Annotated in this window: 23 protein-coding genes; 16 read left to right on the forward strand and 7 right to left on the reverse strand. The window is 42.8% G+C overall.

Annotated elements, in window-relative coordinates; all coding sequences use genetic code 11:
- The first annotated feature begins 16 nt into the window (after nt 1-16).
- Genes Mia14_RS04260 through Mia14_RS04270 form a run of 3 tightly spaced genes read left to right on the forward strand, consistent with a single transcriptional unit; the run spans nt 17 to nt 4,723 of the window.
- Nucleotides 17-1,879 (forward strand): site-specific DNA-methyltransferase, encoded by a 1,863-nt coding sequence (locus Mia14_RS04260; protein ID WP_088820444.1) that lies wholly within the window; start codon nt 17-19, stop codon nt 1,877-1,879.
- Nucleotides 1,876-4,413, forward strand: coding sequence for a DEAD/DEAH box helicase (locus tag Mia14_RS04265; protein ID WP_088820446.1), 2,538 nt, complete (start codon nt 1,876-1,878; stop codon nt 4,411-4,413). Before Mia14_RS04260 ends, Mia14_RS04265 begins: the two co-directional genes overlap by 4 nt.
- Complete coding sequence (locus Mia14_RS04270) at nt 4,400-4,723, forward strand: type II toxin-antitoxin system RelE family toxin (RefSeq protein ID WP_088820447.1); 324 nt, start codon at nt 4,400-4,402, stop codon at nt 4,721-4,723. Before Mia14_RS04265 ends, Mia14_RS04270 begins: the two co-directional genes overlap by 14 nt.
- On the opposite strand, the gene Mia14_RS05175 is transcribed toward Mia14_RS04270, so the two are convergent.
- The 6 genes from Mia14_RS05175 to Mia14_RS04295 all read right to left on the reverse strand — a co-directional run bounded on the left by Mia14_RS05175 (nt 4,720) and on the right by Mia14_RS04295 (nt 11,804).
- Complete coding sequence (locus Mia14_RS05175) at nt 4,720-4,896, reverse strand: hypothetical protein (protein WP_198539374.1); 177 nt, start codon at nt 4,894-4,896, stop codon at nt 4,720-4,722. The genes Mia14_RS04270 and Mia14_RS05175 overlap by 4 nt on opposite strands.
- 539 nt (nt 4,897-5,435) lie before the next feature.
- Entirely contained in the window at nt 5,436-6,926 is a 1,491-nt protein-coding gene (locus tag Mia14_RS04275; RefSeq protein ID WP_157891468.1) for an ATP-dependent nuclease, read from the reverse strand.
- Between the two features lie 347 nt (nt 6,927-7,273).
- On the reverse strand, nt 7,274-8,713 hold the full coding sequence (locus Mia14_RS04280) for an ATP-binding protein (protein ID WP_088820450.1): 1,440 nt from the start codon (nt 8,711-8,713) through the stop codon (nt 7,274-7,276).
- Between the two features lie 270 nt (nt 8,714-8,983).
- Nucleotides 8,984-9,538 carry a DoxX family membrane protein gene (locus Mia14_RS04285; RefSeq protein ID WP_088820452.1) on the reverse strand — a complete coding sequence of 185 codons (555 nt, stop codon included), beginning with the start codon at nt 9,536-9,538 and terminating at the stop codon, nt 8,984-8,986.
- Nucleotides 9,535-11,610, reverse strand: a complete 2,076-nt coding sequence (locus Mia14_RS04290; protein ID WP_088820453.1) for a heavy metal translocating P-type ATPase — start codon at nt 11,608-11,610, stop codon at nt 9,535-9,537. Before Mia14_RS04290 ends, Mia14_RS04285 begins: the two co-directional genes overlap by 4 nt.
- 11 nt (nt 11,611-11,621) lie before the next feature.
- Nucleotides 11,622-11,804, reverse strand: coding sequence for a YHS domain-containing protein (locus Mia14_RS04295; RefSeq protein ID WP_232780214.1), 183 nt, complete (start codon nt 11,802-11,804; stop codon nt 11,622-11,624).
- 33 nt (nt 11,805-11,837) lie between these two features.
- Between Mia14_RS04295 and Mia14_RS04300 the strand changes: the two genes are divergently transcribed.
- The 12 genes from Mia14_RS04300 (at nt 11,838) to Mia14_RS04355 (ending at nt 21,531) form a co-directional block, all read left to right on the forward strand.
- Nucleotides 11,838-12,377, forward strand: a complete 540-nt coding sequence (locus tag Mia14_RS04300) for a TRASH domain-containing protein (RefSeq protein ID WP_088820456.1) — start codon at nt 11,838-11,840, stop codon at nt 12,375-12,377.
- Between the two features lie 131 nt (nt 12,378-12,508).
- Complete coding sequence (locus tag Mia14_RS04305; RefSeq protein WP_088820457.1) at nt 12,509-12,922, forward strand: hypothetical protein; 414 nt, start codon at nt 12,509-12,511, stop codon at nt 12,920-12,922.
- A gap of 157 nt (nt 12,923-13,079) precedes the next feature.
- Complete coding sequence (locus tag Mia14_RS04310; RefSeq protein WP_232780215.1) at nt 13,080-13,256, forward strand: SHOCT domain-containing protein; 177 nt, start codon at nt 13,080-13,082, stop codon at nt 13,254-13,256.
- Nucleotides 13,257-13,260: 4 nt separating this feature from the next.
- Nucleotides 13,261-13,659, forward strand: coding sequence for a DUF302 domain-containing protein (locus tag Mia14_RS04315; protein WP_157891469.1), 399 nt, complete (start codon nt 13,261-13,263; stop codon nt 13,657-13,659).
- Between the two features lie 44 nt (nt 13,660-13,703).
- Nucleotides 13,704-14,477, forward strand: a complete 774-nt coding sequence (locus Mia14_RS04320) for a class I SAM-dependent methyltransferase (protein WP_124216915.1) — start codon at nt 13,704-13,706, stop codon at nt 14,475-14,477.
- A complete protein-coding gene (locus tag Mia14_RS04325) occupies nt 14,459-15,211 on the forward strand; it encodes a plastocyanin/azurin family copper-binding protein (protein WP_124216916.1) in 753 nt (250 codons plus the stop codon). Before Mia14_RS04320 ends, Mia14_RS04325 begins: the two co-directional genes overlap by 19 nt.
- Nucleotides 15,212-15,288: 77 nt before the next feature.
- Nucleotides 15,289-15,804, forward strand: coding sequence for a class I SAM-dependent methyltransferase (locus tag Mia14_RS04330; RefSeq protein ID WP_157891470.1), 516 nt, complete (start codon nt 15,289-15,291; stop codon nt 15,802-15,804).
- Nucleotides 15,794-16,273 carry a hypothetical protein gene (locus Mia14_RS04335; RefSeq protein ID WP_088820463.1) on the forward strand — a complete coding sequence of 160 codons (480 nt, stop codon included), beginning with the start codon at nt 15,794-15,796 and terminating at the stop codon, nt 16,271-16,273. Before Mia14_RS04330 ends, Mia14_RS04335 begins: the two co-directional genes overlap by 11 nt.
- A 2-nt stretch (nt 16,274-16,275) precedes the next feature.
- Complete coding sequence (locus Mia14_RS04340) at nt 16,276-17,349, forward strand: hypothetical protein (protein WP_088820464.1); 1,074 nt, start codon at nt 16,276-16,278, stop codon at nt 17,347-17,349.
- 33 nt (nt 17,350-17,382) lie between these two features.
- A complete protein-coding gene (locus Mia14_RS04345) occupies nt 17,383-18,234 on the forward strand; it encodes a cation diffusion facilitator family transporter (RefSeq protein ID WP_088820465.1) in 852 nt (283 codons plus the stop codon).
- A gap of 273 nt (nt 18,235-18,507) precedes the next feature.
- Nucleotides 18,508-19,797, forward strand: a complete 1,290-nt coding sequence (locus Mia14_RS04350) for a site-specific integrase (RefSeq protein WP_088820466.1) — start codon at nt 18,508-18,510, stop codon at nt 19,795-19,797.
- A gap of 1,098 nt (nt 19,798-20,895) precedes the next feature.
- Nucleotides 20,896-21,531 carry a hypothetical protein gene (locus Mia14_RS04355; RefSeq protein ID WP_124216917.1) on the forward strand — a complete coding sequence of 212 codons (636 nt, stop codon included), beginning with the start codon at nt 20,896-20,898 and terminating at the stop codon, nt 21,529-21,531.
- Here Mia14_RS04355 and Mia14_RS05085 read toward each other — a convergent pair.
- A complete protein-coding gene (locus Mia14_RS05085; protein ID WP_124216918.1) occupies nt 21,488-21,691 on the reverse strand; it encodes a hypothetical protein in 204 nt (67 codons plus the stop codon). The genes Mia14_RS04355 and Mia14_RS05085 overlap by 44 nt on opposite strands.
- Nucleotides 21,692-21,762: 71 nt before the next feature.
- Here Mia14_RS05085 and Mia14_RS05090 point away from each other — a divergent pair, with 71 nt between their 5' ends.
- The gene (locus Mia14_RS05090) at nt 21,763-21,951 is read left to right on the forward strand and encodes a hypothetical protein (protein WP_157891471.1); all 189 of its coding nucleotides are present in this window, start codon (nt 21,763-21,765) and stop codon (nt 21,949-21,951) included.
- The last annotated feature ends 34 nt before the right edge of the window (nt 21,952-21,985 follow it).

Below are 21,985 nucleotides of genomic sequence, written 5' to 3' on the forward strand. Positions count from 1 at the left end.
GAAGTGTGGAGATCAAATGAGGGATTTTGGAATTTATTGGAAAAACAAGAGAGAGGAAGTGGAAAGAGTTGAGCTTCCATTCCAGAAAATTGAGACGATAAACCTTCCAAGATCAAATATTGGAACGCTCGCTCAATTTAAGAAAGATTCTGAGAATGGCGAATGGAAGAATAAACTGATCTGGGGAGACAACAAATACGTTATGGCATCTTTGCTGTCCGAGTTTCGTGGAAAAATAAAGTTAATTTACGCAGATCCGCCATTTTTCACGGGCACAAACATGAATATAACTTTGGAAGTTGGAGATGAAGGTGCAGTAAAGGAACCTTCCGCCATAGAGGAGATAGCCTATAGAAACATGTGGAAAGAAGGCCCTAGCTCTTTCTTTCAGTATATGTATGATAGATTCGTCCTGATGAAAGATTTGCTGGCTGAGGATGGTGCAATCTGGGTAAGATTTGACTATCATTATTCACACTATATAAAGACAATTTTGGACGAGATATTTGGTTACGACAATTTTAGAAATGAAATAATAATAAATAGAACGAGGAAAAATGTTATGGCCAGTAGAACTCAAACAGTTTTTCCTACAGCCACGGATTCATTATTTTTATACGCGAAATCCGAAAACATGCTCCTAACTGAAACAAAAATCAAAACCGAGGAGGAACGAAAAGGCTATTGGAGGCATATGGATGACTCAGCGGGACAGGGGTCAGCTAAAACATTCTTTGGTAAGTCTATGGAGCCTCCACCGGGAAAACATTGGAAATTCTCACAAGAAAATATAGATAAGATGATTGAAGAAGGCAGACTTAGACTAAATCCTAAGACTAGCCGACCAGAATACTGGGTAGAGCCGTCAGACGAATACCTTTTGGATACGAATTGGACGGATATTCCTGGATATTCTTTTAGCACTGGCTATCCTACTGAAAATGCTGAACAGTTACTTGAAAGAGTAATCTTATCATCTTCTGTTAGAGAAGATTTGGTTGCTGATTTCTTCTCCGGCTCCGGGACCACTGCTGCAGTGGCAGAGAAATTGGGCAGAAAATGGATTGCGGCTGATATTGGAAGATTTTCTGTTCACACAATAAGAAAGAGGTCACTTGATATTCCTCATTGTAAACCTTTTGAGGTCCTAAACCTTGGAAAATATGAAAGAAAGCACTGGATGGATCAGAACCTCGGCTCTGTTTATAGAAATTACATTGATTTTATTTTACAACTTTACAAAGCCAAGCCTGTCTACGACTACAAGTGCATACACGGAATTATATCCGGAAAGGCGGTTCACGTTGGCCCAATAGATTACCCTGTTACAAAAAGTGAGGTTGAGGAATGCCTGAAAGAAGCAAAAGACAACGGCTTCGATTCTCTGGATGTCTTGGGATGGGACTTTGAGATGGAATTCAACGATAGGATATTAAGGGAGCTCAGGGGATCTTACGATTTTGGAATCTCTCTCAGGATCATACCAAACGAGGTAATGGATAAGAGAGCAGTAGAAGCTGGAGATGTTGATTTCTATGAGCATGCCTTCCTTGAAGCTAAACTCGCAACTTCAGGAAGGAAGGTAAAGGTTAACCTTGAAAATTTCATCATACCGAACCCAGAATCCATACCGGAAGAACTCAGAGATAAGATACTCAAGTGGAGTGATTTTATAGACTATTGGAGCGTGGACTGGAATTACAGGGACGATACTTTTCACAACGAGTGGCAGGAATTCAGGACAAAGAAAAAGAAGAGTTTGCAGTTGCAATCAATAGAGCATCATTATGACGCACCCGGGACGTACAAGGTAATGGTAAAGGTCATAGATGTGTTCGGAAACGATACTACAACAATGAAAGAGGTAACTGTAGCATGAACCCATTCGAAGAGCCAGAAACAAGGGTACAGACAACCGCTCCTCTTGTGGAAGCTTTACGAAGCGAGGTTAGAAACTGGAGGAACTCTGGCTATTATGGCACTTCTAAAACTACCAGGCGATTGTTGCAATTCTGGTTCGACGATGAGCACAAGATAATTGATGAGAAATTCAGGTATTATTTTGCCCAGAAAGAGGCAATAGAAACCCTTATTTACATATATGAAGTGAAAAAGTTCAGGAAAATGAGCGACCTGATCCTGAATTATGACAGCACCAAGAAAATAGCATACAATCCAAACGAATATTTGTTTCCCAAATACTGCTTTAAAATGGCTACAGGTTCCGGGAAAACCTATGTTATGGCACTGGCGATTGTCTGGTCATATTTCAACAACATAATGGAAGATAATGAAGAAATGCCGAGGAATTTTCTTATAATCGCGCCTAACATAGCAGTTTATGAGAGGCTGAAAGAGGATTTTTCGGATTCTAAGATATTCAATTCTGGAGTAATGATTCCAGACGAATTTCAACATCTTTGGGAATTCGAATCTGTAACTGAAGATTACATTCCCACCAGAAGCACAAAAGGCAGACTTTACCTGACCAATGTTCAAAGAATCTATGAAAGAGACAATGCGCCTGTTAATCCCATACAAGAGATCGTAGGCAAGAAACCATCGGACACCATAAGATATTATGACCAAATCATGGGGGAGATCAATGCCCTAACCAGCCTGGGCATAATTAATGACGAGGCACACCACGTATGGGACAAGGATATTATCTGGAACCAATTTATCTTGACTTGCAACGATCTGCTTAAGAAGAAAGGGAAAGAATTGTCATTTCAGCTAGACTTCACAGCAACCCCAAAAAGGCAGGATTCTGGAAGTATTTTTGAATGGGTGATTACCGATTTTCCTCTGGCAGATGCCATAAGATGTGGAATCGTGAAGTCACCGATTATAGGTGAGGTCGAAAATCCTCATGAAACCCCATCGGACAGAGCTGATGTCATTTATAGGGATTATATTGAAGCGGGATGCAGAAGATGGTCTTATTACAACGGTGTCATGGATAAGGTCAAGAAGCATCCGATAATATTTTTCATGGCAACTAAGACTTCCGAAGCAGAAGACATCAATAACTATCTGCAAACCAAGAACGAATTTAAGGGGAAAACACTGATTATTCACACCAATCTCAAAGGCGAAATTAGCGACAAAGAATGGCAAAAGCTTAAGCAGGAGACAAGGGAGATAGATACATCGCACAAGTACAGGGCTATCGTGAGTGTCCTGATGCTGAGAGAAGGATGGGATGTCAAGAATGTTTGTGTCATAGTCGGTCTAAGGCCATTTACTTCTAAAGCAGAAATTCTGCCGGAACAAGCGCTTGGACGTGGGCTTAGATTGATGTTCGGCCCGGAATCAGGATACGAAGAGACGGTTGACGTTTTCGGTACAAAGGCCTTTGTTGACTATATAGACGAGGAGATGAGAAAGCAGGGAGTCGACATAAAAAGATACAAAGAGAGAAATTTACCTACAGTTACAAACATATTCCCGGATACTCTAAGGAAATCTGAATTTAACTTTCGGATTCCAGTCCTATCTCCAAAATATAAAAGAGAGAACAGATCATTCAACGAAATTGACATTTCCACGCTTCCACAGGGAAAGTTTGACCTGGATTTAGAAACGTATACTAATATTAAGTCTGCGGTAGGAAGAGATGCGTTAACAGAGAAAGAGAGATGGCGTGATAGATGGGAACAGCCAATACCGGAAAACTATCCATCGGTCATCTCTTATTTGGCAAATATTATTCTAAGGGCTTGCAAAATCCCATCTCGAAATAGTGAGCTTGTAGGAAAGCTAGACTCGTATGTTACTAACAGCATCTTTACAGCGGCTTTGACACAAGATGTGAAAGATGATTATAGGTTCCTTCAAGCTATAAGTGAACCAAAAATCGTTGATTTCCTTACAGAGCTCTTCGTGAAGGTGATAAATAAGTTGACAATCCTTTCCACCGAAGTGCGACTTCAGTCAGAATCAAGAGAGGTAAAGGACATCAGACCCTCCTTGACCAGGAAGAAAACCTACACGCCGAAGAAATGCATTCTTAATCTTGTACCGGTAGCGAATGATTTTGAGTATGACTTTTGTAAGTTTCTTGATAATGATGCTTCAGATGTCAAAAAATACATAAAGAATGATAACAACCTGAATTTCTACCTGGAGTATGTGAACGACAAAAAAGGTTTATCTTATTACCTGCCAGATTTTGTTGTTGTTTGCGATTCAGAAAACTACATCATAGAAACCAAAGGAGAAGAGTCTGTGGAAGTGAAAAACAAGGATAAGAGGGCAAGAGAGTGGTGTGAGGATTCGACTAAACTGACTGGCAGTAAATGGACGTACCTCAAGGTTCCAGAGACTGTATTCAAGAACAATCGTGAAGTCAAGACCGTCAAAAAATTAGAAGAGATCGTCAGATCGTACGAGAGCGTTGAGAAAATTTAAGAAGAGTGCTTCGAATGACAGTAATTTTAGGGAGAAATGGTTGGTTTTCATGAGCTACACCGTAGAATCAACGGAAGCATTCGAGAAGGAATTCTCTAGGAACCATAAGGATAAGAAAGAATGGCTGCAACACATGGCAGAGAGACTGGAACAGGAACCTCAGTCTGGTAAGCCATTGAGAGGCAAGCTTCACGGTCTATGGCAACTCAGAATTGGCCCTTTTAGGGTCTGGTATGAAATAAACGAAGAGCAAAAGAAAGTGACGCTCAGAGCAATCCTTCACAAAGACGAAGCCAAGAAGTATTATTAGAGTTCTTTCAGGAACTCTCTGACATTCCTGACCCTACCTTTCTGTATATCCTGTTCGCTCCTTTCCAGTTGATCCATGACATATTCATTTTCCAGAGTTTCGACTGTAGCCTCCAGACTATCAAGGTCGGATTTAGGTATGCTTACAAGCCTTGACTGTTTTGCTGTGGTCATAATACAACTCTATATTCTTTCAGATTTTAATACCTTTTGGTATGCTTCGGCTCAAATTCACCCCGACTTTCAGCCACCCCTCTTTGAGCCTTCGCCAATTACTATGTGCCCTTCGCTCGCCTGCACGCCGAGCACAGGATACCATGCTTCGCCTCCAATCAAAATTCACCCCTAACCCCTCTTTTGATTTACGTCTCGCACTCTTCTCCGAAGAGCCCCTCATTCGCCTTGCTCATTCAGGGTGGTGTCCTGTGCTCGCCGCTCGTGGTGTATGGGTAGTGTTTCACACCTTCGCTACGCTTGGTGTTCACACCACCCACCGCTAACGCTTACACCACTTGGTCTTGCTACGCAAGACTTCCGGCTCGCTTCGGGCACATTATTCTCTCCTGCGGAGTGCAATTTAAGGGGGGATAAGGGGAAAGGGGTTCCTCATGCCGTGCTGAACCTCAATTGTTCAAGAGACAATGGTTGCACAGCACTGCAACCATACCTTTTGGAAAAGGCGGGCAAAAATCCCGCGCTTTCATTAATTCCCATTAGGGGGATAATCTTGTGGTCAAATCAGAATACACTTGGGGCACACCATTTTGGTAATTTTGGAAAAAGGTTAACGCGGAAGCCTGATTGAATTTACTTGACATTCCAAATATTCCTTCCAGATTAGGAGACTGGAGGTATACCATATCATCTCCGAGTATACCTTTGAGTTTCTCTATGATTGAGGCCGTATTGGAATTGCCTGGGTCCTCATCGACAAGTGCAATCGTGTCTATCTTCAGCGCATTTAGAACCCTCGCAATTGTAGGTATATTTGGTAGTCCTCCGCAAGACACTACCGAAACGTTATTCTTGTAGAGATCAAAACCTTGTTTTTCAAACATCGCTTTGCATGCAATCTCATCATCAGGACCTTCAACCAAAACAGCGCTATCTGCAAAAAGTGCTTGATTTACACCCTCATTAAATTTGGTGATGATACGATTCTGCTGACTACCTGTAGACAACAATGTCAATCCCGATTCGATCGTTGTCGTAGAGTTTTTCTTTCTTACCACATGTAGGCTTTCGAACTTAGAAACGTCAACAAAATACGGTGAATGCGTACTATATATAACCTGAAGCCCGCTTTCAGAAAGCAGTCTCAAACGGTTGTAAAAGTTCCTACATGCCTGGGGATGAAAGTGTAGTTCAGGCTCTTCTATTGCCAATATAACACTTTTCTTAACGATCTCGCTATATGCTCTAGCTATCGAAACTGATAATGCACTTTGTGTCCCGGCACCCATTTCTTCTGGATCATATTTACTAGGATTTGTTCCCTCTTTAAAATATGGTCTAACGTTCTTTATTGCCTCGACAGGGTCGAGTATAGAGAGCTCCAGCGTCAAATCAAACCCTGTGTGATCCTTTACAGAATTTTTAAGTTGTTCTTCAAGGTATCTGAGGTCAGAACCTGGGGAAATATTAAATATTTCAGAGTTAAATGCACTTATCACAGCCTTCAAAAACTGCGCTTTATTATTTTCAGGTATTTTACTCCCTAGGAATTTGAGAATCTTGCCATACAGTGTCCATTGAGTCGCCCTAATTTGTTGCGTGGATTGTCTATCTATGTCTACAAAAACGAGTGAAACCTCATCTTTCATTTCTTGAGAAACTCTCACAGGAGTACCCTTAGAGTATTTTAAAGGATCCCCAGAAGAATCCAAGGCGAGAAAGTTTACATCATCATTTTGGCATTCAAACCCAAACCCATACACTTTCATGCCATATCTGCTATCCACAAAGTGCTGATCGAACATGACTTGTATTTTTATTGGCTTTCTTCGATCTCTATCAAAATAATCGTTATCATCAACGATTTTACTGGAAGGCCAAGACTCCCCTAGAACTATAGACAATGCTTTCATTACATTTGATTTTCCAGCGTTGTTCGGTCCTATTAAGGCATTAATTTTGTCAAGTTTTACATCTAAATTCTTCACTGATCTGAAGTTTTCTATATGCATTCTATCAACATTTACCACACGATCACCATAATACATTATTTCAAATATTATAAATTCTATTTTTAAACCGGCTTCATAGGACCGTATTCCCTTAAAACTTTAATCAAATCCCGACCGGTCCATTTGTCAAACTATATCTCAATAACTTGAATACCAAACTTTTTGCATTTATTATGCAGTTTTTTTTATCAAAGGGGACTAAAGGTACATTTCTCGAATATGCATCTTAACCTATTATCCGGTCACTGAAATTCCTGGTTCCCACCATGGATCTCTGTTAGCTGGTTTCTTGTCTTATGAGTGAAGTTCACACCCATGCAGGAATGAATTCCTCACCGATTGCCGTTCATTCAATCTTCCGATCCCTATGTTTTCTTGTAAATCTCGCGTTCTATGTCTGAAAGATCCATAAGAATCACATCACTAATTGGCTCTTGCAGTGTCCATTTGAATCCGCTCTTAGAAAACACAGCATAGCTATATTTCTTTCCGGGGTACTGCTTTCTCAGTGTTTCCGACTTTGTCCTTAAGGCTTCAACTATACTTATGGGAACTGGGCTGTTTGTCCACTTGCATTCAGCGAAAAGCAATTCTCCTCGTGTTTCGGAATATGCAACGATATCTATCTCCTCAACGTCCCTGCCCTTTTTGTTGGACTCATTCCTGCCCCACCATCTGGAAACCGTATCAAATGATCTGCCCAGTATCCCTTCCAATATGAGCTCCTTCATGAGGTTCTCAAACTGCTCACCCGCAAAAGTGGGGAAATCATCCACTATGATCTTAAGAATCTCTTCATTGCGAGAATTCTCAATCTCGCTCTTGTGTGGCAGTACATACCTGAACCAGAACTTCAGATACGGGTCGGATATCCAGTTTAATCTTCTCTTAAATTTCTCAGAAGCTCCAAAAGGTTTCTCCGGAATAACTAAGCCCAGTGACATGAGCACGTCCAGATATTTTGATACCATGCTCTTGTCCAGACCGGAATAGGCGCATATCTCCCCCAATGTATGATTTCCGTATGAAATGGATCTGAGAATCAGCATGTAATTCCTAGGTTCCCTAAATTCAGTTCTGAGAAGAAAATCTGCCTCCTCGTAGAGGGGCGCTCCTTTTGAAATGATGCTTTTTGAAACGTTTTCCCAGAATCCCGTATCAGGATCAAGTTTCAGGAGGTAATCTGGTATGCCGCCAAATACAAAGTATGTATTACATAAATCTTCGAACCCATAATTCACGAATTCTGACAAGTATCTGAACTTCAGTGGTCGTAACTGCAATTGGCCTGTTCTTCTGCCGTAAAGAGGGCTCCTGTAAGAAAGCACCTCATTTTCCATCATGCTGATAGAAGAGCCTGAAAGAATCAGCATTACGTTCTTCTCCCTCAGTACGGTGTCATATACCTTCTGGAATACCGACGGTATTGCCCTGTTAGCCTCTATGAGATATGGGAATTCATCTATGACAATTATGATCTTTGATTCACGTGCTTTCGCTTGAAATGAACTGCTCGAAGTCAGAACAGTGAAAAGAGAGTGCCAGTCGTCGAAATTAGCCATAAGGATGCTTTCATCACCCAGGAACTTTGACATAATGGCTTTGAAGCTGTTTATGTTCTCCCTGTCTCCCTCTGCAGTTGCAAGAAAATAAACACCCCTGGTGCCTAGGAACTTGCTGATCAATTCGGTCTTCCCAACCCTTCTCCTGCCATAAAGGATGAATAGTGAGGGCCCTTTCGCAGACATGGCCCTTTCCAGGATTTTCATTTCTTCGATCCTGTCAACAAACTTTTGTTGAGACATAAGTATTATACTTTAGTCACAACGAATATTTATACATATCTCGGCGTGATTTACTGAGCTAAACATCCAAGACATATACCATTATAATATTAAGCAGATCTCGACCTTTCCTTCAAGTTTTAATTCCTTGAATTTTTGATAGAGTAGAGTTCTGGCATTGCCCAGAACTCTACTCTATCAATTACGGAGATGCAGAAGCGGTCAAATGCACCTCAGTGACATATTACCAAAAATTATGGAGATAGGGTTAAAAAATATGTGTGATTTTTCTTATTTTTCGCCAGAATTAATCTCCGCCAGCTTGGACCAATTCCTGTATTTTTTTTCTATGTAGTAATCAAGACTATATTTGCTTGTTCCAAAGGCGCCGTTTATCAGTATGAGCAGAAGAAATACAAGCACATAAATTATGCTTGTGCCTATATCGGTCGCACCGTATATGTAAAAACCGCCGAAACCCTCTGGTACGGACCACATAAAGAAGCTGAAGATTGCCCCAAGGAAATAGACTATTTTCCTCAATAAACCAAATAGTATTGCTAACGCAAGCAGAGTCTCAAGTAAAGCAATAAGCAATGCAAACAGGTACGGATCATAGGACGTTACATTGATCCAAAACTGAAACCACGGCATCATCCAGGACGGCTGCTGAATCATTGAGCTCTGAATCATGGATTCGAACCCACTGAAGAATGCGGGTTGCCATTTGAGCCATGCATCGGCGAGCCATACCACCCCAAACAGAACGCGCATAATCACTTTATATCCGGCCATATTCCTTACAAACCAGTTTCCATTTGCCATAGCATTCATTGTTTGATTCAAGTTACCACCACTCCTTTTTCATATTTCTGGATAAGCTTTGATACGTTGCGTCTCAACAGAAGTGAATTAAGAACCACGGATGTGGAACTCATCCCCATGGCAAGTGCTGAAAGTATGGGCAGAAATGAATAGATCGACAGGCCAAACAGTGGGACAAGTAACCCTCCGGCTACAGGGATTAATGCAGTGTTGTAACCAAACGCCCATCCAATGTTCTGCTTGACCTTCCCTATGGTTTTTTTGCCTATGATCTTGGCATATACCACATCATTGAGATCGTTTTTGAGGAGTATAATGTCTCCACTCTCCCTTGCGATATCGGTGCCCGAACCCATGGCAATTCCGACATCGGCTGTTTCCAGAGCCACAGTATCGTTGATTCCATCTCCAGTGAAAATTACATGATCCCCTGCTGCCTGATATTTCTTTATTATTTCTGATTTGTCTGCAGGAAGCACCTCGGCGTGAATATCATCGATTCCAAGCTGATTTCCCACTCTTCTTGCTTCTTCCATGGAGTCCCCGGTTATCATTGAAGACCTAATTCCCATGGATCTGAGGCCTTTTATGGCAGAAACGGCTTCCTTCCTGATGACGTAGGAAAGTGAAATGAACCCCCTTTCCTCGTTATCAACATTCACTGATACGGTCGATCCCCCTTCCTTCTTTGCTCTTGAGACCCTGATTTCCTTATCATTTACCCTGCCTGTAATCCCTACGCCGGGAATCTCCTTAATTTCCGTCGCTTCGAATAGAGGAATCTTCTTGTTCTCGGCCAACGCAACTATGGCTCTTGCGATTGGATGGTTTGAGGCTGATTCAACAGAAGCTGCTAGTGCAATGACGTTTTCCTCAGAGTCGGCAGGAGAGACAGAAATTCCTGTAACCACAGGATCCGGCTCGGTAAGTGTTCCGGTCTTGTCAAAAACGGCCCGTGTTGATTTTGACAATCTATCCAGCGCACTTACATTCTTCACTATTATGCCGTTCTCAGAAGATACGTTGGACGAGATGAGTAGAGTAATTGGTCCAGCAAGGCCAATGGCACAGGGGCAGGCGACAACCACGACAGAAACAAAAGCAAGGATGCCTATTTCAAGCGCCAGCGGATATCCTACGCTTGAAAGATAGAAGTACCAGAAAAGCGAAGCCACAAGAGCGGATGAAATAACGATGGGAACGAATACCGAGGAGAAAACATCGGCAATTCTCTGAACTTTGACCCGGCCGGAACTCGCTCTCTGTATGAGTTCGTATATCTGACTCACCGTGCTGTCTTTTCCAGTCCTGGTTACGTTTATTCGAATAACACCGTTAAGGTTCTTAGTGCCTGATGCCACAACCTGACCGGCGGACTTCAGAACAGGCTCCTGCTCTCCAGTGAGCATGGATTCGTCCACCTCGCTCTTGCCTTCATATATTATTCCGTCGACCGAGATCACCTCGCCAGGCTTTACTAATATTTTATCGCCCGGTCTTATCTCATCGGTCTTCTTGTCAGTGATATCACCAAGGCTGGCGATGTAGTGGACAACGTTAGGTATCATTCCAATTAGCTTGCTGGCTGCTCTGTTTGCCTTCACCTTTGTGAGGTTTTCAATGAAATTACCTGTTAAAATAAGAGTCACGATGAAAGACGATGCATCAAAATACACCTCGGAAGGTGGAATTGAGCTTGGTCGAGCGATTGTTACATAGGCGGAGAACACGAATGCAGTAAGAGTTCCCAAGGAAACTAGCAAATCCATGTTTGCCGATCTGCTCTTTAATGCATGATATGAACCCTCATAGAATCCGTAGCCGGAATAGAATTGGACAGGCAACGTCAGGATGAGGAGAAGATAATTCAGGTAAAAAATGGAATGTGAAAAACCATATGTGATAACTATAACTGGTATAGAAAGTGACCACCCAACAATCAGTCTGCGCTTGAGCTTCCTGGCTTCGGTCTCAGGAGATGAGTACTTCTGCTGGCAGGTTTTTGAACAAAAATAGTATGTTTGCCCGTCGACTACCGACTTCAGGTCAGTATCCTCCGGTACAAACATTCCACACACTGGATCAGTTGGCATGTTTATTCTCCTTACCTGCTATATTTCAGGGGATTCTTGTCGAATTCTTCCTTGCAGTGGCTGCTGCAGAAGTAGAACGTTTTTCCCTGAAACTCACTCTTCAGGTCAGTGTTCTCTTTCACTTTCATTCCGCATATCACATCTGTTGCCATAGTTATGAATTGTGATGCGATACATATATTATTACCATTCATAATGTTAAAGTAGTTGAGTAAAATCATTACATTATGAGAAGAAACATTTCTGAATTGGAACAGAGACTCATATTATTACTCAAGAGAAATTCCAGGATGAGTATAGTTGACATAGCAAGGGAACTGGGTACAAGCAGGCTTACAGCCAAGAAGGCTCTGGACTCCATAGTATCAAGCGGAAGGATCAAAAAATTCACAATCTCTCTTGCCGATGAAGAAATAGATATGGTTCTTGTATACACCGACAATTTAGAGAATATACCAGAAAATATTATCCTGGAACGCTTCTGTTTGATAGATGGATCCTATATGATAATCCTGTACTATGAGGACCTTATAAAGATAAAGAAGGCAAACATAAAAAGAGTTGAAATAGCAACCTCCAGGGAGGTGAATGAAAACATGACCAGGGCGGAAGGCATCCACTGCGATTACTGCAGAAAGGAGATCAAGGACAATCCGATCTCATTAGAAATAAGGGGAAAGACATATTATGTGTGCTGTCCGAACTGTGAGAGAGACCTTAAGAAAAGAGGAGAGGTAATTCTCGAGGAAAATTCCGGACATCAGTAGAAACAAATACAGATGAAAAGGGGCATGAGGTATTTCCACTCAAACTGTTCTCATAATGTTTAGTACATTGTAGTGTTCTGGACAGTTTGGGCAGTTATATTATAAATAACTGAGAAGAATTATAATTAATTATGAATGGGAAAAGAGATTCCCCTACCGGGAGGGGTTCGCTGTTTGACAGGTCTGAAAATGACCAGACGGGCAGAAATTCCAACATTTCAGAATTAATATCTGTTGGGAAGGGGAATGTTGAATTGGGAAATGGGGTGGTAAAGATTGCAGAAGGAAAATATCTCGTCTTGGAGTTGAGCGAAGAAAAGGGCCCTTGCCCCGATAATATGTGCCAATTGAAAGCTGAAATTAATATAAGAATTCTTGGCAGCATCAATGATCCATCCTCATATGAAATAATCAGAACAGATAAATTCACGTTGGCCATAAGCAAAGCTGTATGGCATGCTATAGATAAAGGCAGGCAGGGTATTTCCATCAGGAAAGGAAGATTTGGTAATCTCAGCGTAAAGGGATTCTCACTAACCTACTGACAACTCTCTGCTCTTTTGTACCCCACATAGAAGACGAATGGTCTCACTCTATAAGGTAACTTATCATTGTGTATGCATATACTTACCAAAATTTACAGATTGAATAAGGCATTGTTTTATACATTTGCATAATTTCGTAAATATGTCTTGTGGATGTATGAAGAATGCAGGAAATGATATGGGAAAGCAACACATGCACAGCCACGGTGGTGAGGAAAACCTCCCAGCAGACGATACTAAATCTGCACTGGGCATACTGAATGAGAGGTATGCAAGAGGAGAAATCGCAAAGGAAGAGTATTTAAGCATGAAGAATGAAATTTTGTCAAGGTGAAATAATGGCAACTGAATACAGAGTCAAATCAAAGCATTCCTTCGATGAGGTGTGTGACAAGATAAGAGAGATCGTACCACCAAATGGTTTCTCAATACTATCTGAGATCAGGACAAGCGACATCTTGAGGTCAAAGGGATTTGAATATCCTAATCTCAGAACGTTTGATATTTGCAATGCCGGTTACGCCAACAGGGCACTTTCTCTTGACACACGGGTTGAAACAATTATTCCATGCCATTTGATAGTAAAGGAAGCAGAGAATCATACGGAAGTATCTGTTCAGCTGCCCAGAGAAATGTTTGACTCCCTCCACACGGAGGAATCTGAGGAAATGGAGAGTTTCATGAGCGAAGTTGAAGCAAAACTTAAGGGTATTGTGGATTCATTCGCTGATGAGTGAAGAGTGTATTACTTGACTTTACAAAGTTTATTGAGGTGTCCGGCGTGAATGATAACGATTGGATAAGCACAGTTTTATCTTCGCCCTTCATGAAAATAATGGCGGACAGTCTCAACAGGTCTAGCAATGAGATGGATCCAAGGGCAACACCGCTATACAAGGCAGTGATCGGACATGTCGGCCCTGAACGCACAGTTATCGACATAGGCGCAGGCGTCGGTAGATTTGCCATCCCTCTTGCACAGGATGGAATAAAGGTAACCGCAGTTGAACCCAGTGATGAGATGCGCAGACATCTGAAGGAGGCTATAGCAAGCAGTGGTCTATCGTCCGGAATAAATGTAGTCCCGTCTTCGTGGCCTGTAGATAAGGCCCTGACCGCGGAGGTAGTCTTCGCATCATTTGTCATTCAGTTCTCCAAAAATCCTATGGAATTTATCCATGCCATGGAAAGGTCTGCAAGGAATCAATGTATACTGTCTGTTCATGTGGACCAGCCACTTGAGTTTTTAAGAAATATCTGGCAAGTTTTCCGTCCTACAGAACCCGTGCCTGTGATGCTCACTTTTTCTGATCTTTATCCAATGCTCCTGAACATGGGCATCATAGCCAATGTTGCGATTATAGAGGAAAAGCGTATGTCCAGGCCAGTGATGGAACCTGCCAAGATCATTACACTGCTTTCCGACCTCCTGAGTATCAGGGATAAGCCTGCAGACATGCAACGACTGAAGGAAATCCTGGAGGGCATGAGAAGCCGGATTCAAGAGCCACCTTCCATGAGAACTGCCATTGTCTCATGGCAGCCCAGGAGATGAGAATTATGGAACGAATAGATACGGGAAAGGCGAAATCGGACAGGGGTTTTGCATCCGTAACCACCATTGTTTCTGTCATCATTATTGCAGTCCTAGTCTTCGCCGCAATATCAGCGGCTGCGTTTGTAATGTACGGTTCTGGAATTGGCGGCTTTGGCTCCGGGGGGCCTGGAGGCGGTGCCAATTCTATCTTCATAGTGAACAATACATCATTCAATAGGATGAATTCAGTTCCAGCAGGTGTTGCCGTCAACAACAGCAGCAATACCATAAACGTGACTTCGAAGAGCGTAACCCTCATCGTTGAGGCTGCACCCACATGGTACCCCGGGCAGGGGGATTTCTGGTTAATTTATGGACTGGCCAATCCAAATATAGTGATCAGGGAGGGCACCACGGTTCATTTTGTGTTCATAAACATGGACAACATTACTCACATGCCTGCTATCACCACCAACAGTCCGCCATATAGCTACATGCCTATGCAGGGCAACATGATGGGATCTGGTACGGATTCAGGCTCCGGAATGATGGGATACCAAGGCGGTGGTAACGGTAGCTGGCTTGCAATAGGTCCCATGCTACCTGGAACTTCGGCGAATGCCAATGATCAGGCATACGCTGCCTCAAACCTAACGGTGACATTCAGTTCCAGTGGGAACTACTACTACATATGCCTCATTCCGGGGCATGCACAGATGGGTATGTACGGAGAGATTTCCGTTCAAGGATAAGGAGAAGAGAGATTATGTCACAGCAACAGGATAGACACTTCAGACCGGGAATAATGCTTTTTCCCATCAGAAAATACATGTCAAGACCCCAACACGATTTTATAAATACCAACGTGAAACGTGGTATGACCGCGCTCGATCTTGGAAGCGGCCCCGGATTCTTCACGACCATGCTATCGGAAGCGGTAGGAATAAACGGCACTGTTCATGCGGTGGATGGTGATAAAGCCGCTGTGACGCGACTCCAGAACAGGGCTGGTGCACTTGGCATGGTGAACATCAAGGCATACGCTTCTTCTGCAGCCAGTATTCCATACATACAAAGCAAATCAATAGATGTTCTCTTTTCAAACGGCCTCCTCTGCTGCATGCTTGACCACAGGGGGGCAGTGGATGAGATGATGCGCGTTATGAAAACAGGCTCAAGAGGTTTCATCAGCGTAACAAAGTTGTTCAGGAAAGACGGCCTTGGCGTTCCAAAGGATGAGTGGAAGGAAATCACGAGATCATTTGATGTGGTAGATTCAGGATCATCAGTTGTGATGGATTGGGTCGTTGTTTCTAAGCCCGGAGATGATAAAAATGAATTATGACGCGACGAGAAGAAACCGCATGGGCACCCCGTCAAGATTAGGTGTGAACCTGATACTGCTGGAATTCTTTTTGCTGATTATTCAGTTCGTAATCGGAATGTGGATGAATCTTTTTGCCGTATTCCCATCCTTTGGTCAATCTTTTTTCATGTATGGAATGATGCAGGTAATGTTTTCCGTACCGGAACTCATGGTTCACATGATGCTAGGAATTTTTATCGGACTGGTGTCCTTGATGATTTTCTTTGTATTTGCAATGGCGGGTGACTACAGGCTTTCAGCGTTAAGCGCCGTGGCATCCATATCCATACTCACCGCCGGCATCGGAGGCCTTGAATTCATGTTCTCCGGATTTACGAACAACATATTCTCTTTCCTCATGTCCTTAGGATTCATTTTTACCATTGTAGCCTATGCCTCTATATTATACATGATTTCCAGCAGTGATCGACGAACCGGAACTCCATAAACATGCAAAATTTTTTTAAAAGACTTCTGGCATTATTTCTTGTTTTTGTCTCAAGTTTTGTTCTTTCATATATATATTCAGAAGACCTTTACCTGAAGCTCGGTTCCGGTACGCTGGACGTCTTTTACGCAGAATTTTCTATAGGTACTATACCATTAATATTTTACCTATTCATTTGGTGGAGAAAACACAAATACCAAGAGGGGGACAAGTTCATTCATTTTTTAAGAATTTCATTCGGCTACTTGTGGATTCTTGACGCACTCCTGCAGATGCAACCCGGGATGAACGAATACTTCGCTGCAATGATAATTGCCCCTAACATCAGCGCAGGGGGAATAACCGGCTATGTTTCAACCTTTGCCCTTTCTTTGTGGAATATGCATCCTGTTGTGTTTGATGTTGCATCTTCCCTGATCCAGTTATATATAGGTGGAGTTCTTTTAACACAAAACAGAGGAAAGATATACTCTTTAACACAAATGATAGCCATATTATGGGGATTTTCCATCTGGATTTTTGGAGAAGGATTCGGAGGCACTTTCGGTTCGGGAGCTACCATTCTTACCGGGTTTCCGGGCTCTGTATTAATCTATGTCTACGCATCTCTAATACTCCTTCTATCATCGAAAAATCGCGGCGGAATGATACGTAAATCATCTTATTTTTTCGGAGGCCTGATATTCATACCATCATTAATTGTACAACTTATGCCGTCTAATGGCTATTTGGGGAACATGTCAGTGATATTTATGCCGATGCCGTCTCCATCGGGAATACTGAATTTTGCAAATGAATTTCAGTATTATTTCACCCAATCGCCAGTATGGCCAGACATTGTGACTCTTTTTCTTATTCTGGCATCTGCCGCTGGATGGATACTTGGAAAGTCCTATGGCTATGTTTTTTCTGGCATTCTTGCATCCTTTTCGTGGATAGTTTTCCAGGGTCTTGGTATACTGGGAATCTTGAGTACAGACCCAAATACCGGCCTGCCCATGTTAATAATAAGCATCTTCTTCTATCTCTGGACTAAAGAATATTTCACGTCAAGCAATGGGTTGTCAAATGATTAAATAAATTGCTGTAATATATATGCAAGAGGTAAAATGAGCAGTAACCAGGGTAACACGCCATATAGGGATCTCCTTACGGCTTCAATATACTGGATAATACTTGGTATATTCCTGTATTCATATTTCCAGACGAGAAATCCCCTATCGCTGTCCGTTGCGACGGACAGGGTGGTTGACGCTTTATCCATTTCATTCATTTTCCTAGTGAACAGAATAGCGCGAAAACCTGGTGATGAATATCACTCCTATGGTTTCCACAGAGTTGAAGTTATACTGAATGCAACAGTCATCCTCCTTTTCGTGGCTATGGCTATTTACTCAGCATTAATGACCACTCAGCTTCTTCTGACAAACGCAATCAGATCACCGGCCTCTACGGTTGTATCCTCAATTGTTACCGTTCCATTGCTTTTGCTGGCGGCGTTTACCATGCAGAGAGATAAGAAATCAAACTTCAGGGTTATGTTCATACACACCCTCCAGGATCTTGAAATAATATTAGTCACACTGGTGTTCTCTCTTGCTTCAGAATATTTTATCGGGCCATCGTTGAGTTATATTGGAAGCTATGCAGTTATCCTGATCATACTGTATGGAAACAGGAATATGTTCAGAAGAAATTTCAACATGCTCATGGAAGGTTCGCAGGTAAGTGTAAGGGAAGTTGAGGACAGGATCAAGAAAGAGTTTCCGAATGCGCACCACCTTCACATATGGGACATCTGCCAACACCAGAGAGTTGCTACTTTACATCTTAGTGTTCTTCCATGCACGAAGATCGGTGAACTTGATAAAACTAATGCTGCTATTAAGAGTCTGCTTTCAAAGTATGGGGTTAATCATGTCACGATCCAGTTTGAATCAGCAGACCCCACAAAATCTTGAATACTGCCATTCGATTGAGCCACCTCTGGCTGGGGCAGTTAATAGCTTCTGATGGGAGTGAATGCAATTATTCCTACTGCAACGGTAAGTATGATCCTCGTCAGGTAGTCTACATATTTTAGATGTATTTTTTCCCAGGGCTTTGGAGGGCCCACTTGAAGAGACATAGTTCATCAGGATTCAGAGTATTCCCTTAAGACATTAATCAAATCCCGACCGGTCCATTTAAACTATTAATCGAATACCTTTTATGCTACCACTCGTTATGTTCTCATGACCATGCAGCCGAAGTATCAGCAACTGCTTCTTGACGATGACGTGCGTAGATGGTTTGAGAACCTCAGGGCAAAGTCAGTATTGACGGCAACGGTAGCCCTGAGGAATCTGGGGCATTATTGCGAGCTTACAGAAACAACCCCGAAGGAAATCCTGATTAGAGCCAGGACAAATGAAAAGGATTTCCGCTACGAGTTTACGGATTTTGTCAGGAAGATGGAGAAAGAAGGCAAGGCAGGATCGTACATTGCAAGGTTCAAGAAGGTCATTCTCTCATGGCTGAAGTTTAACGATATCCGTTTGCAGTTAACCGTTAACATATCCGGCGAGAATGAAACTCCTACGATAGCGAACGAACGGGTTCCCAGCAAGGAAGAGCTTGCAAGAGTCCTCAGAAAGGCCACCTCAAGAGGCAGGGTGGCCATAGCGATCATGGCATTCTCAGGCCTCAGGCCAGAGTCTCTGGGAGACTATGAGGGCTCAGACGGTCTCAGGCTTGGCGACTTCAAGGAACTGAAACTGTCCAATGAAATCCAGTTCGATAATATTCCCGCTATGGTAATGGTGAAGAGCAGGCTCAGTAAGACACGGCACCAGTATTTCAGTTTTATTGGCGAAGAGGGAGTGACCTACATCAGGGAATATCTTGAGGAGAGGAGGAAGCAGGGAGAGGAGTTAACGTATGAATCGCCACTGTTGCAGTTTGATTCCAGAGGCACGAAAAAGAACGCATTTTTGAGAACAACACTGGTAACGAGGGACATAAGGGAAGCCATAGAACAGGCCGGGTTGAAGATGCGCCCCTATGTTCTGAGGGCATACTTCTCAACAGCACTGGATATAGCGGAGTCCAAGGGGCTCATATCACATCCCTGGAGGCAGTTCATTATGGGCCACAAAGGTGATATTGAAGCCAGATATTCCACAAACAAGCGATTGCCACCAGATATTATCGATGAGATGAGGGAATCTTACAGAAAATGCCTTAAATTTCTTGAAACGAGAATATCCGAGGTATCGGAGGACAACGCCAAGCTATTCTTACAGCAACAGCTATTATCAGCAGTGGGCTACAAACAGGAAGAGATAGACAAGATAGACCTTGCAAGCGTGAGCAACGAGGACTTTCAGCAATTATTACGGGACAAGGTAGCAGGAGCGATGAGCGACAACGGAGCAAAGCAGAAGGTCATACCTGTAAGCGATATAGAGCAGTATATCAGCGATGGATACGACTTTGAGGCAGTTCTTCCGAACGGAAAAGCGGTAATGAGGGTAAGGTTTTAAGTTCATTTACCCCCCTTTGAATATTGGCGTAAAGTATCAAGTTATACAAAAACATCAGATACGCTTTTTGAAATGATGTAGTATAATAATACTTTTTTCAGCCACACTGACTTTTTCATATTATTACTACCGACCCGATGAAAACGAAAACAACAATTAGTATTACTTATGCTATACTAATTGTTCAGGAACAAGAGAGGAGAGAGCGTATTAATTCACTGGCTTTTCTGTATTACATACAGCTACATCCTAATACGTTGTTAGGATTTTAAGGTAATGAACGGCGGAACAGGGACACCCACTATACACGAGTAAGATTATTCCGCCTACACCGGTATCATTTGGATAGGGCATATCTAACATTCTATTAGTTTTCTTTACTACATCTTATCTGTTTTCTTATTATTTGAATCAATCAAGCCCCTATCCATGCGTAAGCCACCCTAACCTGCAGTCTGTAAGACTGCTCCATTACGGGATAGACCCTTCATTCCGCAGCAGACTTGGCTTACCTTAGATTGCTTAACCCCCGCCTCGCTACGCACCCACGCAGTTCGTGTTACACACTCAGCGTGTGCGAAGCACAGGACACTCTACGACACGCCGACCTCCTGAACGGAGGATTGGCTTTCGCTACGGCAAAAATTCACCCCTCCTTTGTCGCTTCGCTCCAAATTCCCCCCCTCTTTTTGCCTTCGCTCGTTTCGGAGGTCTAATCAGGTATAGGCACGTGTCCGCCTTCGGCGTTCACTTATTGCTTCACAACAGCCTATTATCCTGATTTGTCCAGCCCTTCGGTCTGTCCACCGACCCCCCGTGTCCTGTGCTTCGCACCCCCACGTGTTTCACACGTGTGGGCTACGTGTCCCTTCGGGACACTTCGGGTCTTCACTACGTTCAGACCTGCTACGCTCGGCGGGGAGGGGGTTCGCAGGAAAGCCCTTAAAATTTCAATTGGTAATAATACGGGCTTTCCTTTGCGATAACCTTTCTTTTAGACAGAACAAGATAGCAAAGAAAGCTTAACCAAAGAAGGTAATTCGATTAATTGGCAGAAAAGGAATGATGTGGTAAATTGCGCAAAACTGAATCCCAGATGTGGTAGGTTCGGAACACGCTTGGGCTGTGAGAGCAGAATCAACAGAATGGATGGAAGAGGAAGCCGGAGGGAGAGGGAAGGATATAGACTACAGGGCAGAGGTTCTTCGCATTCTCAATGAGAGGATGTCCTATGCAACTGAAATGGGAAAGGAGATATCCGCGAAGTATGGAATAGAAAAGGATCTTGCCAAGCTCAGGATAAAGTCCATCCTTGAAGAGATGAAGAACAACAACGAGGTTGGAAGGGTCAAGTATCTCAGGGATGGAAAGCCCATAGTGATGTACTATTCCAGGAGCCCAAATCTCTCTAACCTGCACACAGGAATGCAGTCCCAGGCAGTAGACATCCTCACGGAGCTTGGCGTAGCCGTAAACAGGATATCGACCACAGGCGAAAGAGGAGCCTTTGATATAGAGACGGATTTCTTCATGGTGGAGATAGAGACAGGCCTGAAACACAACATGGAAGACCTGAAGGACAGGATAAAGAGCACTAACCTGAGAATGATCATTATAGTACCGAACAGAGAGCTAATGGAGAAATATACTGGATTAGGAGAGAACGTGGTTGTTGCTACCATTGACTCCTTCAAGGTCCTTCTTGAGGAGCCTCAGATGAATAGAGGCTCATAAATGGGGCAGATGATACGGTTATGGCCAAACCTATAACGAATTCGACTCCTGCCTTCACAAGCCCTTTGAAAATGACGAACAGAATAATGAATACTATCAATGCTCCTCCAATTGATGTCTCAATTGTGGAACTTGTAACTGCCATATGGGTTGCGCACAATATTTAAACCTGAACTTGCATAAGTACAAACAATGAACTGGAAGCTGACCTCCATTCTTGTGATCATTGTCGTGGCATTCATATTCTTAGTCCCTGTAGTTCCCGCTGTTGGATTATCACCTGGTGTTGCCCAAATTCAAAACCACCCCGTCTATTTCCACTATTACAAGTCGATAAGTGGCGTATTCACTCCATTCGGGACAAGTTTCTATGGAGGGTACTACCTCCATCCGTATCCGTTTTGGGGTTATTATGCTTGACAGTAATTATTAGCAATAAGCTAATAAGTCCCAT

Origin of the sequence: Candidatus Mancarchaeum acidiphilum, assembly GCF_002214165.1 — an archaeon.
Taxonomy (GTDB): domain Archaea; phylum Micrarchaeota; class Micrarchaeia; order Micrarchaeales; family Micrarchaeaceae; genus Mancarchaeum; species Mancarchaeum acidiphilum.